Origin of the sequence: Nonomuraea sp. NPDC005501 (assembly GCF_040605905.1) — a bacterium.
GTDB lineage: Bacteria > Actinomycetota > Actinomycetes > Streptosporangiales > Streptosporangiaceae > Nonomuraea.
Genome location: NZ_JBEXDT010000105.1, coordinates 15,703 through 28,708, shown reverse-complemented (window position 1 = coordinate 28,708; position 13,006 = coordinate 15,703). Strand labels below are relative to the sequence as shown.

The following is a 13,006-nucleotide window of genomic DNA, read 5'->3' as shown; positions in this document are numbered from 1 at the left end:
GTTGAGTTCTCAAGAAACGGACGCGTACTCCCCGGAACTGCGAGAGGCGCTTTTCGCTTCGGTCTTTCGTTGTGTCTTTATTCTTTCAGCGACCCAATTTACTGTCAAATTCGGCGCTTCCGGAATTCCGACTTACCCCGTCTCCGGGGCAACCCCTCTAACTTACCAGCCGATCCGGACACATGCGAATCGTCCGTCATCGAGCCAGGAGAAGAGGGGAGTTGCCGGGCACCTCCGAGGCTCCTCAGAGCCTTCGGCTGCCCTGCGTCGGCAACTCTAGCAGCCCGACGCACCTGCTTTGCGCCACACAGGTAATCCCACGGTCCTTCCCTCCCCTCGTGTCAATCAAACCTCGGCATGCCCCCAGCTGGTCGTACGAGGAGAGCCGGCTTGGCCGCGCGGCAAGCCGACGTCAACCCATCCGCAATCGCCGAACGGTACGAAGTACGTACGAGCACTCTGCGCCCATGGAGGTGTCCGCTATGACTCGCTCGGAGTTCGACGACATCCGCGCCTTCCTCGCCGATGAGGCAACCCACGCCGGTGACCTGCTGCGGGTCGCCCGGACTCTGATCGACGACCTGGAGCACGCCCGCATGCGCGAGGCCATCCTCCGGACGTACTACCTGCGTCTGCTCACGGCCGCCCGCGCGACCGTGGCGGCGGACAGCGTCGGCGCCCCCGACCCGCTGACCTTTCTCAGGCACGAGCTCGCCGAGCACGGCCAGCTGCCCGAGGACGGCGCGGCCGTCCAGCGCATCCTGTCCGACGCGCGGGCGGCGGAGGCGCTGCTCGCGTGCCTGGAGGAGAACGTCCAGCGCCGCCCGCAGGGAATGCGCCTGCGGCGTTGTGTCGGCACCGGCCGCCGGCTCTCCCACTGATGGGCCGCCGACGGAGCACGGAGCGCCGCCGGCGGCTGCGCGGGGACCAGCGGTGCGCGATGCGCCGCCGGCGGGGTGACCGGATGACAACTCCGCAGATACCCGCCCTTGGTGCTATGGCTGTCAGACTGCGCGTATGTGGCAGCGAGGGTTGAATTGGGCGGCGGTCGCCTTTGTTGGGATATTCGGCCTGATGTGGGTTGGCGTCGTGATTTACGCGGACGCGGACTCCACCCTCTGGATGCGCATCGGAGAGACGATCTTCGGCCTCATTCTCACCGGCTGGGCCGTGCGAAGGGCGGCCATCATGATCTTCAAAGTGTGAGTGCCATGAGCGAGCAACTCTACGAAATCAGTCATGACATGGGCGACGACGTACAGGAGTCGCACGTCGCCATGTACCGCGACAGCTTCCCGCAACGGCATCGCATCGACGAGATCGACGACGAGGTGGCACGTGGCATCTCTCGATGGGTCCACGAGGAAGACGAGCGGGAGTCGGACACGTACGTGGACCCGCTGGAAGAGTCCCGGTCGTACTTCGAGGACGACAATCCGCGTTCGGCCCGCTAGTACGTCCCTGTTGATCCCCCTGGCGGCTCCCGCAGCCGGCCCGGCCTCGTCCTCCCGTTCGACGTCAGCACCGGCCTGGCCGGTCAGGACGGCGTCGCATGCAGGCTCAGCCTCCATTCGAGGGAAGCGGCCCCGCGCCCCGCCGTGGTCGGGACAATCTTCCGATGACCTTCAATCACAACGATCACTACCACCCGGTGCTGATCAAGCAGATCCCGGACGGGGCGCGCAGGGCACTCGACGTCGGGTGCGGAACCGGGCGGTTCGCACGCGCGTTGGCGGCCCGCGGGCTGGACGTCGACGCGGTCGACCCCGACAAGGCCGTGATCCACGCCGCGACAGGCACCGGGGTCACCTACATCCACGGCGACATCACGACCATGGAGCTGCCTGCCGGCCACTACGACTACATCTCGTGCCTGGCGAGCCTGCATCATGTGCCCTTCGACATGGTACGGAAGTTGCGGGCGGCTCTCGCTCCCGGCGGGGTACTGGCCGTGCTGGGCTGCTACCGCATGAGTGCCCCCTCGGACTACCTGCTCGACCTGGTCGCCATTCCGGCCAACGCGGCCATGCGGCTCGCGCTGATCCGGCGTCCCGCCCCGGAGGTCGGTGCACCGGTGAGGGCGGCGAGCATGACGTTGGAGGAGATTCGGAGCGAGGCGGCGACGCTGCTGCCGGGGGCGCGGATCAGGCGGCTGGTGTTCTGGCGCTATCTGCTGACGTATCAGGCGGTCTGACGCCGGGCGCGAGTGCCCGTCCGGACGGTCCCGCGCAGCGAGACGCTCCTACGGCTGCCTGAACCGGGGATCTTGAGCGGAGGGGATGACGCGCAGGTCGGCCCGCCCGGTGTTCTGCGAGCGGGCACCTGACGCCTTCACCAGCGGGTACGCGTACAGGGCGACGGGTCAGCCGATGGCCAGGGCCTCGTCGTTCGGGTCGTCCGCGAAGCCGGGGACCCAGCGGACGACCTCGTCGCGGAACCTAGCCGTCGCGTTGAGCTGGCACAGGACCCCGATGCCGGCCGCGTGGACCCGGTGGATGAGGACGTACGACACCGGGAGGTTGAGCTGGCGTACCACGTTCGTGGGGCGCAGGTCCGTGACGCTGGCGGCCTGGGCCTGGAGCCATTCGCGGCTGAAGGTGAACTCCTCCACCGCCGTGGGCTCGACGTACGGGGCGAGGAACGCGCGCAGGGCGTCCGGGTCCACCTCTATCCCCGGGCGGATGAAGCCCTCCTCCCGCAGCCCGTTGATCACGGTCTCCATGTCGCCCTTGTTGAAGATCCGTGTCAGCTGGCCGAACGCCTTGGGGTAGCCCTCGGGAAGCCGGTTGACCGCGCCGAAGTCGAGGACGCCCAGCTTGCCGTTCGCCAACATGCGGAAGTTGCCGGGGTGGGGGTCGGCGTGCAGCATGCCGACGCGGGCCGGCGAGCAGAAGAGAAAGCGGACGAACAGCAGCCCCATCCGGTCGCGCTCTTCCTTGGTCCCCTCGGCGATGATGCGGGACAGCGGTGTGCCGTCCATCCACTCGGAGACGAGGACCATCTCGTTGGCGGCGATCACGTCGGGGACGTGGAAGTCGGGGTCGTCCATGAACTCGAGGGCGAAGGCGTGCTGGGCCTCGGCCTCGCGGAGGTAGTCGAGCTCCTCGGCGATGCGCTCGCGCAGCTCCTCCAGCACCGCCTTGATGTCGAGACCGGGCAGCACGACCCCGAAGAGCTTGCCGAGCCGCGCGAGTTGGGCGAAGTCACCGAGCAGCGCCTTGCCCGCCCCCGGGTATTGGATCTTGACCGCGGCTTCCCGGCCGTCGTGCCACACGGCCCGGTGGACCTGGCCGATGGAGGCGGCGGCGGTGGGCTTGTCGTCGAAGGAGATGAAGTTGTCGCGCCAGTCGTCGCCGAGCTGCTCGGCCAGCACCTTGTGAACGGTGGCCGCAGGCAGCGGCGGCGCCGCCTCCTGGAGTCTCGTCAGCGTGGCGCGGTAGGGTCCCGCGATCTCTTGGGGCAGGGCCGCCTCGAAGATGGACAGGGCCTGGCCGACCTTCATCGCTCCGCCCTTGAGCTCGCCGAGCACCTTGAAGATCTGCTCGGCGGTCCGCTGCTGGATCTCCAGGGCCACCGTCTCGGCCGGCTTGCCCCCGATCCGCTTGCCGAGTCCGAGGGCTGCACGCCCGGCGAACCCCAGTGGGAGAGAGGCCAGCTTGGCGGAGCGCGTGACGGCGCGGCGTGGAAGATCGCTCACACTGATGCGCGGCCTCTCGGGAAGAAGCCGCTCCCCCTTTCGACGGTCGTCGCCGGAACACGTCAGTCGCTGGTGGGCGACACGACCATTCTTAGCGAATAAGGATTGTTTCGCATACAACGACATTCCGGATGAGGCGTCCACGGCGTGCTCCCCCAGCGCCAGTCGGGGGTGACGTCCGCTGTGGAGTTCGTCACAGCCGATGGATGACCGTCCAGATGGGCCAGCGCGTGCCCGGTCGCGGCGGCGGCCACGGCCGTCGCGAGGGTGGTGTCGCAGGCGACCTCTCCCGGCGGATAGCCGCCCAGCCGGGCGGTCACCATCGCCCATCCGGGGTCGCGGTCCCGTCTGGTCAGATCGAGGCAGTGGAGGCATGCCGTACGGCCTGGCAGGACGAGCGGCCCGACGGACCCGTGCCCCTCGAAGGCGGAGACGAGCAGATGTGGGATGGCGAGCTCGGCCAGCTCGTTGACCAGCAGGAGGTCGAGCGGCTCGACGGGGGCGAGGATGACGAGGTCGGGGCGGTGGGTCCCGTCGCCGAGGTAGGGGCCGCCGGCTCGTACCAGGACGGAAGGCGTGCCGGGAGGGGCCGGCGGCGTGACGACCGGCGCGGCGCGGACGTGAGCCTGGTTTCCCACGGTACGCGCGCCGTCTTCCAGGGAGGCCGTTCTCATGAGCGCCGGGTCAGGGGGAGCGTGGTCCTTCACGGTACGGACGCCGGATTTCACGGGACCTGATCCAGGGCGTCGGCGCCGGCCTGGGCGTGGGTCCGGCTCGGTGTGGGGGGCGCCTGCCGCTTCCGGAGGCGGCGGGGCTCCGCCGGACGTGAGGCGGCGGGCGACGGCCACCGCGCCGTCCTGACGGCTGAGGTCCAGCTCGCTCCACGTCAGGCCGCCCGGTGTGAGGTCGCGGGGCCGGACCGGGCCCGGGTCGAACACGCGGATGTCGCCCACGCCGCACGATGCCAGCAGAGCGACGATCTGTGCCCCCACCCTGCCCGCTCCGTGGACGCGCACCCGTGCCTGTCTCCTTGCCTGGAACACGATGGAGCCGCCGTCCGGGCCCGGCGACGCCAGGTCGAGGGCGTCGACGTCGGGCTCCAGCCGGTCGCGCTCGGCCAGCGAGAGCCCGCGCAGCGACACATGACCGGCTGAGGCATCGTGGAGCACTCTGCGAGCGGTCAGCTGGTCGAGCATGGCGCGGGCCATCGGCTCGTCGAGGCCGGCGGCGGACGCGGCTCGCAGCACCTGCCCCATGTCGCGGCTGCCGTCGAGCAGAGCGATCCATCTCCGGACCGGGCCGGTGAGACCGGTCAGGACGACGGCCTTGGCGGGATGGACGCCGAGCTGCAGGGTGCGCTCGTCGCGCAGGATGCGCCGGAGGGCGGGCTTCACACGTGGCCTCATGGCCGGAAGGTTTCCACGTCGCGGCGGCTTCGCGTGGCGGCTTTCCGCGGGCTGTGGATAACCGAGGAGGCGGAGGGTGGGCTGTGGATGACCGAGGACGCGGGGGTGGACGGTGGAAAACGCCACAGCGACGGGCGGAGGTCGGGACGCGAGCGTTGCCGGAAGGCCGGGACCACGCCGTCGCGGCATGGGCCGGACCTGGTGGTGGCGTGGATGCCTGGAGCGCGGTGGGCGGTGGTCGTTACGCTCCCCGCATGAGTGAGCTCCTCGTCGAGCGCGACCCCGACGGTGTCGTGCGGCTGACCCTGAACCGGCCCGACCGGCGCAACGCCATGACCGACGGCATGACCGAGCAGTGGCGCGACACCATGGCCGAGCTGGCCGGTGACCGGGACGTGCGGTGCGTGGTGGTCACCGGTGCCGGGTCCGCGTTCTGCGCCGGCGGCGACCTGTCATGGCTGGGCGAGCGGAACGCCGAGCCCGTTCCGCGGCTGCGCGAGCGGATGCTCGGCTTCTACCGTTCCTGGCTGTCCATCGCGGCGCTGGAGGTGCCGACCGTCGCGGCCGTCAACGGGCCGGCGGTCGGCGCGGGGCTGTGCCTGGCGCTGGCGTGCGACCTCGTGTACGCGGCCGACGACGCCCGGCTGCTGGCCCCTTTCACGTCGCTCGGTCTGCATCCGGGGATGGCGGCCACGTACCTGCTGCCGGCGAGAGGCGGGACGGGGCTGGCGAGGGAGATGCTGCTCACCGGGCAGGCTATTTCGGGCAAGGAAGCAGAGATTAAAGGATTGGTAAATCGTTGTTTTCCGCGAGCTGACCTCATGACGGAAGTGTCGGCGGTCGCGCGGAAGATCGCGCGGAACGCTCCCGTCGCCACCCGGCTCACCAAAGTCGCGCTGGCCTCCGGCCACGCCGATCTGGAAGCCGCGCTGCGCTGGGAGGCGCTGGCACAGCCCGTGACCATGGCCTCCGCCGACCTGGTCGAGGGGCTGGCCGCGCAGCGGGAAAGGCGCGTGCCCAAATTCACCGGGTCTTAATCATCTGACCAGGAGAAACAAGCACCTTCCCTCTGTGGAATTTCGCCGGTGTCGGCTAACGTGCATATGTGCCCCCCGAGACAGTCGAGGTCCGTCGCAGTTCTCGTCGCCGGCGTACGGTCTCCGCATACCGCGACGGCGACAAGACGATCGTGCTCCTGCCCGCCTGGCTGACCGGTCAGGACGCGGACGAATGGGTGAGCCGGATGCTCGATCGGCTCGCTGCCCGGGAGCGCCGGAGGAGGCCGACGGACGAGGGGCTCCTCGCGCGGGCCCGGGAGCTGTCGGCGAAGTTCCTCGACGGCAGGGCCGACCCGGCGAGCGTGCGCTGGGTGGACAACCAGCAGCACCGATGGGGCTCCTGCACTCCGGAGAACGGCACGATCCGCATCTCGACCCGGCTCAAGGGCCTGCCCGAATGGGTCATCGACTACGTGATCATCCACGAGCTGGTGCACCTGCTGGTGCCGAGCCACGGCCCCGCGTTCTGGACGCTGGTGGAGCAGTACCCGAGGGCCGAGCGGGCACGCGGCTTCCTCGAGGGCTTCTCGGCCGCCGTCAGCGCACCGCCGGAGGAGTGTTGAGGCGCGTCGCCGCGGTCCTCGTACGGCAGAGCACGGCGGGCGCCGTACCCGAAGGCGTGGACCCGAGGGAGTTCCTGGAGGCGGTCGCCGAGGACGCCTACGAGGTGGTCGCCGGTCTGGACCTGGTGACCCCGGTGCTGGTGACGAGTGTCCCGGGGCTGGACGAGCTGGTCTGGCCGGGCACCGAGGTGATCGAGGTCGGCGAGGACGAGCCGTTGGCGGGCATCGCGGCGCGGCTGGACGGCGACCAGGCGGTCGTGATGGCGGCCGACGCCCCCGACCTGCCGCCGCTGCTGATCGGCAAGCTGTTCCGCGAGCTGGGCCGAGCTCAGGTGAGCGTCTGTCCCGCCGAGGGCGGAGGGGCGGTCGCGATGGCGTTCGGGCTGCCGATGCCCGCGTGGGCGGCCTCCGGTCTCGACGAGCCCGACCCGGTCACGGCGCTGCGCGCGCAGGCGCCGGGCAGGCGGATGGTGGCGACCGTCCCGGGCTGGCACCGGCTGCGCGCCGCCGGTGATCTGGCGCGACTCGATCCGGGGCTGGAGGGGTGGGACAACACCCGCGCGCTGCTGTCCGAGGCGGGTCTGACCGCGCGCTGAGCTCACCGCAGAACGGGTCCGGCCCGCTCCGCCGCCTCCAGAACGGGCTCTAGGGGACGGCGAGCTCGGCGAAGACCGCGCGGTGGTCCGTGCCCGGCACCGTGTGGACGCTGACCTCACGCACGGCGACCCGCCGGTCCACCAGCACGTGGTCGATCGTGATGATCGGCGGCACCCTCTTGTTGGCGGGCCACGTCGGGATGAGCCCGGCTCCGACCTCGTCGGCGGCGTCCTTGTAGCCGCGGGACAGCACCCCGCGCATCGACGCGTGGTCGAGCGAGGCGTTGAAGTCGCCCGCCAGCACGCGCACCACGTCCGTGGAGGCGGCCGGCAGCTCGCCGAGCGCCTGGCTCCAGTCCGCCGCCTGCCGCCCCAGCGGCGGGAACAGGTGGACGTCGAGGAACTCGATCGGCTCGCCACCCGGCAGCGAGATCCGGGCGGCCGGCATGTTGTGACCGACGGACGGCGCCAGCTCGGGCATCGCCTCCATCGGGTACTTCGAGAACAGGCCGCTCCCGGTGGCGCTCCACTCGGCCTGGAGCACGCGGTTGGGCATCAACGTCTTCAGCCCCAGGGCGTCGAGCTCCTCCACGGCGCCGGGGGTCAGCTCCTGGGTGTTCAGCACGTCCGGATCAAGGCGGTGGACGAGGTTCATCACCGCCTGCGGGTCGGCCTTGCCGAACAGCATGTTGAGGGTGAGGACGCGCATCGGCCGGCCGGCCGTGGCGTCGGCCGTGCCCAGGGCACGGGGCAGGACGCTGACACCGAGCGCGGTCGTGGCGATCAGCGCGACAGCCGTGGCGGCGCGCCTGCGGCCGACCGCGGCCACCAGCAGCGGGAGGAGCGAGCCCGCCGCGACGTACGGCGTGGCGGTCATGAGCTGTGTCGGCAGTGATCCGCGTTCGAGGCCCGCGACCCTGACCACGGCCCAGGCCGCGAACGGTGTCACGGCGAGCCAGGTCAGTGTGGTCGGCAGCCGGCGGCGCGACCGGGCCGCGACCACGATCGTGCCGCCGACCGTGCTGTCGGCTGAGATCTCCACATCGCCCCCTGTTGGAACGGTACAGACTCTAGCCGGACGGCTGTGAGCGAGGCGTAAGACGCGACAGGAGGACCTCCCTGCCGCGCGCCGCGAGGCGGCGAGTGGCCTCGTCGGACAGCTCGGGGATCTCGTCCACGGGGAACCAGCGCAGGTCGAGGGACTCCTCGCTGATGACCGCCTCGGCGCCCGGCGGCGCCACGGCGGCGTACTCGACGTCGAGGTGCCAGCTGCGCGGCGGGTGGCACCAGACCTCGTGCCGGTCGAGCGCCAGCGGGCCGGGCAGCAGCTCCAGGTCGGGGACCCCGGACTCCTCGGTGGCCTCACGCAGGGCGACGGCGGTCAGCGAGGCGTCGGACGGCTCGCAGTGGCCGCCCATCGGCAGCCACATGCCGGCCTTCGGGTGCAGCGTGAGCAGCACCCGCCCGCCGTCGTGCGACAGCACCGCCGTGGTCGCCGTCAGGTGACCGGGGACGCACTCGCGCAGCATCGCGTCGTCGTGGTCGCGCAGGTGGCCGAGGAACCCGCTGCGAAGCCGCTCCTCCTCGGCGGTGGGCGCCGTCCAGCCGGACAGGACGGCCACCGCGTCGCCGTGCAGGCTCACTTCTGGTCGTCCTCGCCCTTCTCCTGGTCCTTCTCGTCGTCGCCGGGGCCTTCCAGGCCGCTTTCGAGGTGTGAGATGTCCCACTCCGACTCGCCCCGGACGAACGCCTCGGGGTCGTCGAGGTCGTCGGCCGACGGCATCAGGTCCGGGTGGGACCACAGCGCGTCGCGCCCGTCGACGCCGCGCGCCTCCCGGACCGCCTCCCACAGCGCCGCGGCCTCGCGCAGGCGGCGGGGACGCAACTCCAGGCCCACGAGGGTGCCGAAGGTCAGCTCGGCCGGGCCGCCGGTCGCGCGGCGCCGCCGTACGGTCTCGGCGAGGGCTCCCGCGGACGGCAGCTTGCCCTCGGCGGCGTGGCCCGCCACGGTGGCGACCCAGCCCTCGACCAGGGCGAGCGCCGTCTCCAGGCGCGCCAGCGCGGCCTTCTGCCGCTCGGTCTCCTCGGGCTTGAGCAGCGCGCCGCCGCTCAGCGCCTCCTGGATGGCCTGCGGGTTGTTGATGTCGAGCCCGCGGATCTGCTCCTCCAGGGCCGAGGTGTCGACCGTGATGCCCCGCGCGTACTCCTCGACCGCGCCCAGCAGGTGGGAGCGCAGCCACGGCACGTGCTGGAACAGCCGGTGATGCGCGGCCTCGCGCAGCGCCAGGTAGATCCGGATCTCCTCGGACGGCAGCTCCAGGCCCTGGCTGAACGAGGCGATGCCGCCGGGCAGCAGCGCGGCCCTGTCGGACAGCGGCAGGCCGATGTCGGTGGTGCCGAGCACCTCGCGCGCCAGCGAGCCGATGGCCTGGCCGATCTGCTGGCCGACCATCATGCCGCCCATCTGCTTGAGCATGCCCATGAGCGGGCCGGCCATCTGCTGGGCCTCGGGCGGCAGGCCGGAGCCGCCGAGCGCGCCGCCCATGGTCTCGACCATGCGCGCGGCGATCGGCTCGCACAGCGTGCGCCAGACGGGGATCGTGTTCTCGATCCACTCGGAGCGGCTCCACGCCTCGGGCGCGCCGACGCCGCTGGGCAGCGTGGTGGCCTCGTTCAGCCATAGATCGGCCAGGCGCAGGGCCTCGACGATCTGCCGGCGCTCGCCCTCCATGACGCTGGGATCGCCCTCCGCCACCACGGCGTGACGGGCGATGTTCTTGGCCATGTCCCAGTTGACCGGGCCTGAACCCTGGGGTGCCGACAGCATGTCGGCGAACTGGCGCATCGCCTGAGCCATCTGCTCAGGGTTGCCGAACATGGCGAACGGGTTTTCGTTGGGGTCGTTTTCGCGACCTGGCAGGTCAGTCACCGCTCTACCTCGTGCAGGATGGAGGAGTCCACATCCGCCACGTTAGTCGTCCTGCGGCGGATCAGTGCAAAGTGAGGACCTGGTGCCTACCTCGAAACGCCCGCGCCAACCTGTCGTCGCCGTCACGGGCGCCGCCTCAGGGCTGGGCCGCGAGCTGCTCGCAAAGCTCGTATCCTCCGCGGATTTCCGCAGGGTGGTGGCCATCGACGAGGAGCGCGGCGACGTCCGGGAGGCGACCTGGAGAGTCATCGACGTCCGGGATCCGCTCTTGGCGAACCGGATCTCCGACATCGACGTCCTGGTCCACCTGGCCGGCGACTACGCGGTCGACTCCGACCCGCGTGAGCGCCGCGCGTACAACCTGAGAGCGGCGCAGACCGTGCTCACCGCCTCCGCCGCGGCGCGCGTGCGGCGGGTGGTGCTCGTCACGAGCGCGATGGTGTACGGCGCGGCGCCGGAGAACGACGTGCCGCTGCCGGAGGACGCCGCGGTCGCGGCCGAGCCCGACACCGGCGTCGTCGGCGACTACCTGGAGATCGAGGCGCTCGTGCGCCGGTCGCTGCGCAGCCATCCGGGGCTGGAGGTGACGGTGCTGCGGCCCGCCGCGGTCGTGGGGCCCGGGGTGGACACGGTCATCACCCGCCACTTCGAGTCGCCGCGGCTGCTGACGGTCAAGGGGTGCTCGCCGCGCTGGCAGTTCTGCCACGTGGACGACCTGCTCTCGGCGCTGGAGCTGGCCGCGCGGGGCGTGGTCACGGGCGTGGTCGGGGTCGGCTCCGACGGCTGGCTGGAGCAGGAGCAGGTGGAGGAGATGGCGGGGCTGCGCAGGTTCGAGCTGCCCGCGGGGCTGACGTTCGGCACCGCGCAGCGGCTGCACCGCCTGGGCATCACCCCGGCGCCCGCCACGGACCTGCACTACGTCGTCTACCCGTGGGTGGTCGACTGCGCCAGGCTGCGTGAGGCCGGCTGGAAGCCGGCGTGGACCAACGAGGCCGCGTTCCAGCAGCTCCTGGAGCTGCGCGAGAAGGCGACGACCGTGGTCGGCAGGCGCCTGCCGGTCAAGGAGGCCACGCTCACCGCGGCGGGCGCGACCGTCGCCGTCATCGGCACGGCCGCCATCGTCCGCCAGGTACGCAGGAAGCGCCGCCAGTGAGGCCCGGGGCGGTTCGGTAGGCTCTGGTCCGTGGACGTCATCCGGTTGCTCGGCATACGTGACACCTCGCTCTCCGTGCCGGAGGTGCTCGCCGCCGTGGGCGACCACGCCGCCGGTGGCACGACGCTGTTCGTGGGCACCGTACGCGAGCAGGACCACGGCAAGCCGGTGACCCGCCTTTCCTACTCCGCGCACCCGTCGGCGGGCGACGAGCTGCGCCGGGTGGCCGAGAAGGTCGCCGCCGACTTCCCCGTGACCGCGCTCGCGGCCGTCCACCGGGTCGGTGACCTCGAGCTGGGCGACATCGCCGTGATCGTCGCCGTGGCCGCTCCGCACCGCCAGGAGGCGTTCGCCGCCTCGCGCCGGCTGATCGACGACCTCAAGGCCGAGGTGCCGATCTGGAAACATCAGGCGTTCGCCGACGGGTCGGCCGAGTGGGTCGGCGCCTGCGAATAAGCTCGTCTCCATGTCGCGTCGCGCCTTGACCCTGCTGGTTGCGGGCTTCCTCGTGCTCTTGCTCGGCGTCGTGGGCGCGGTGATGAAGGTTCCGTACGTGGTGCTGAGTCCGGGACCGACCGAGAACACGATCGGCCAGGTCGACAAGAAGCCGGTGATCACCATCTCCGGGCGGCAGACCTATCCGACCAGCGGCGAGCTCAACCTCGTGACCGTCGCCTACCAGGGCGGCCCGAGCAGCCGGATCGACCTGCTGACCGCGCTGCGCGGCTGGATCGATCCCGACGTCGCCGTCGTGCCCGAGTCGACGATCTTCCCCGAGACCCGCTCGCAGCAGCAGGTCGAGGAGGAGAACACCGTCGAGATGGCCAACTCCCAGGACTACGCGACGGCCGCGGCGCTGGGCGAGCTGAAGATCCCGTACGGCACGGCCGTGTCGGTGCTGTCCACCGAGAAGGGCAAGCCGGCCGACGGCAAGCTGCGCAAGGGCGACGAGATCACCGCGGTCGGCGGCAGGACGGTCGCGAACGTGGAGGGCATCTCCGAGGCGGTCAAGGCCGTCAAGCCCGGTGAGAGCGTGGCGTTCACCATCACCCGCGGCAAGGACAAGCTCGACGTCTCCGTGCCGACCGTGCAGGGCACGGGCGGCAAGGCGGTCGTCGGCATGGTGATGCAGGCGAAGTACAAGTTCCCGTTCGACGTCGACATCAACGTGGGCGACGTCGGCGGGCCGAGCGCCGGGCTGATGTTCTCGCTCGGCATCCTCGACAAGCTCACGCCGGGCGAGCTGACGGGCGGCAAGGACATCGCCGGCACCGGCACCATCGACCCCTCCGGCGCGGTCGGCCCGATCGGCGGCATCGCCCAGAAGATGGTCGGCGCGCGCAAGGCCGGGGCGACCGTCTTCCTCACGCCGGCCGACAACTGCGCCGAGGCCCTGAAGGCCGTTCCCGACGGGCTTCGCCTGGTCAGGGCCACCTCGCTGCACGAGGCGGTGCAGGCGCTCGACGCGATCCGCACGGGCAAGGGAGAGGTCCCGGCTTGCGCCGCCGGATGAAACTTCCGCCGATCCCCGTGCGTTAATCGAAGGGCTGGCACAGCGGTGTAGGTTGCCAGACACGGACCGTTTGTTCATCACGACGAGGGGT

Annotated in this window: 15 protein-coding genes; 10 read left to right on the top strand and 5 right to left on the bottom strand. The window is 71.0% G+C overall.

The window, feature by feature from the left end:
- The first annotated feature begins 482 nt into the window (after positions 1-482).
- The 4 genes from ABZS51_RS35920 (at position 483) to ABZS51_RS35905 (ending at position 2,194) form a co-directional block, all read left to right on the top strand.
- Positions 483-881, top strand: a complete 399-nt coding sequence (locus ABZS51_RS35920; RefSeq protein ID WP_355450784.1) for a hypothetical protein — start codon at positions 483-485, stop codon at positions 879-881.
- 136 nt (positions 882-1,017) lie between these two features.
- Positions 1,018-1,206 (top strand): hypothetical protein, encoded by a 189-nt coding sequence (locus tag ABZS51_RS35915; protein ID WP_355450781.1) that lies wholly within the window; start codon positions 1,018-1,020, stop codon positions 1,204-1,206.
- Positions 1,207-1,211: 5 nt separating this feature from the next.
- A complete protein-coding gene (locus ABZS51_RS35910; RefSeq protein ID WP_310713077.1) occupies positions 1,212-1,454 on the top strand; it encodes a hypothetical protein in 243 nt (80 codons plus the stop codon).
- A gap of 164 nt (positions 1,455-1,618) precedes the next feature.
- Complete coding sequence (locus tag ABZS51_RS35905; RefSeq protein WP_355450778.1) at positions 1,619-2,194, top strand: class I SAM-dependent methyltransferase; 576 nt, start codon at positions 1,619-1,621, stop codon at positions 2,192-2,194.
- Positions 2,195-2,362: 168 nt separating this feature from the next.
- On the opposite strand, the gene ABZS51_RS35900 is transcribed toward ABZS51_RS35905, so the two are convergent.
- Both ABZS51_RS35900 and ABZS51_RS35895 read right to left on the bottom strand, forming a co-directional pair.
- A complete protein-coding gene (locus tag ABZS51_RS35900) occupies positions 2,363-3,697 on the bottom strand; it encodes an AarF/UbiB family protein (protein ID WP_355450775.1) in 1,335 nt (444 codons plus the stop codon).
- Between the two features lie 62 nt (positions 3,698-3,759).
- Positions 3,760-5,103 (bottom strand): thiamine biosynthesis protein ThiF, encoded by a 1,344-nt coding sequence (locus ABZS51_RS35895; RefSeq protein ID WP_355450772.1) that lies wholly within the window; start codon positions 5,101-5,103, stop codon positions 3,760-3,762.
- A gap of 254 nt (positions 5,104-5,357) precedes the next feature.
- On the opposite strand from ABZS51_RS35895, the gene ABZS51_RS35890 reads away from it, so the two are divergent.
- From ABZS51_RS35890 to ABZS51_RS35880, 3 genes are all read left to right on the top strand, one after another.
- Positions 5,358-6,140: an enoyl-CoA hydratase-related protein gene (locus tag ABZS51_RS35890; protein ID WP_310713069.1), complete on the top strand. Its 783-nt coding sequence runs from the start codon at positions 5,358-5,360 to the stop codon at positions 6,138-6,140.
- A gap of 68 nt (positions 6,141-6,208) precedes the next feature.
- Positions 6,209-6,724: a M48 family metallopeptidase gene (locus ABZS51_RS35885; RefSeq protein ID WP_355450769.1), complete on the top strand. Its 516-nt coding sequence runs from the start codon at positions 6,209-6,211 to the stop codon at positions 6,722-6,724.
- Positions 6,721-7,320: a hypothetical protein gene (locus ABZS51_RS35880; protein ID WP_355450767.1), complete on the top strand. Its 600-nt coding sequence runs from the start codon at positions 6,721-6,723 to the stop codon at positions 7,318-7,320. Before ABZS51_RS35885 ends, ABZS51_RS35880 begins: the two co-directional genes overlap by 4 nt.
- Before the next feature lie 49 nt (positions 7,321-7,369).
- Here ABZS51_RS35880 and ABZS51_RS35875 read toward each other — a convergent pair whose 3' ends face one another.
- The 3 genes from ABZS51_RS35875 to ABZS51_RS35865 are packed head-to-tail and all read right to left on the bottom strand — an operon-like array spanning position 7,370 to position 10,198.
- Positions 7,370-8,362, bottom strand: a complete 993-nt coding sequence (locus ABZS51_RS35875; RefSeq protein WP_355450764.1) for an endonuclease/exonuclease/phosphatase family protein — start codon at positions 8,360-8,362, stop codon at positions 7,370-7,372.
- A 28-nt stretch (positions 8,363-8,390) separates the two neighbouring features.
- Positions 8,391-8,963, bottom strand: coding sequence for an NUDIX hydrolase (locus ABZS51_RS35870; RefSeq protein WP_355450761.1), 573 nt, complete (start codon positions 8,961-8,963; stop codon positions 8,391-8,393).
- Complete coding sequence (locus ABZS51_RS35865) at positions 8,960-10,198, bottom strand: zinc-dependent metalloprotease (RefSeq protein WP_355450796.1); 1,239 nt, start codon at positions 10,196-10,198, stop codon at positions 8,960-8,962. The genes ABZS51_RS35870 and ABZS51_RS35865 overlap by 4 nt, the downstream gene beginning before the upstream one ends.
- 130 nt (positions 10,199-10,328) lie before the next feature.
- Between ABZS51_RS35865 and ABZS51_RS35860 the strand changes: the two genes are divergently transcribed.
- Genes ABZS51_RS35860 through ABZS51_RS35850 form a run of 3 tightly spaced genes read left to right on the top strand, consistent with a single transcriptional unit; the run spans position 10,329 to position 12,915 of the window.
- The gene (locus ABZS51_RS35860; RefSeq protein ID WP_355450793.1) at positions 10,329-11,402 is read left to right on the top strand and encodes an NAD-dependent epimerase/dehydratase family protein; all 1,074 of its coding nucleotides are present in this window, start codon (positions 10,329-10,331) and stop codon (positions 11,400-11,402) included.
- A gap of 30 nt (positions 11,403-11,432) precedes the next feature.
- Positions 11,433-11,858: a molybdenum cofactor biosynthesis protein MoaE gene (locus tag ABZS51_RS35855; RefSeq protein WP_355450758.1), complete on the top strand. Its 426-nt coding sequence runs from the start codon at positions 11,433-11,435 to the stop codon at positions 11,856-11,858.
- Between the two features lie 10 nt (positions 11,859-11,868).
- The gene (locus tag ABZS51_RS35850) at positions 11,869-12,915 is read left to right on the top strand and encodes a PDZ domain-containing protein (protein WP_355450755.1); all 1,047 of its coding nucleotides are present in this window, start codon (positions 11,869-11,871) and stop codon (positions 12,913-12,915) included.
- Positions 12,916-13,006: the final 91 nt, after the last annotated feature.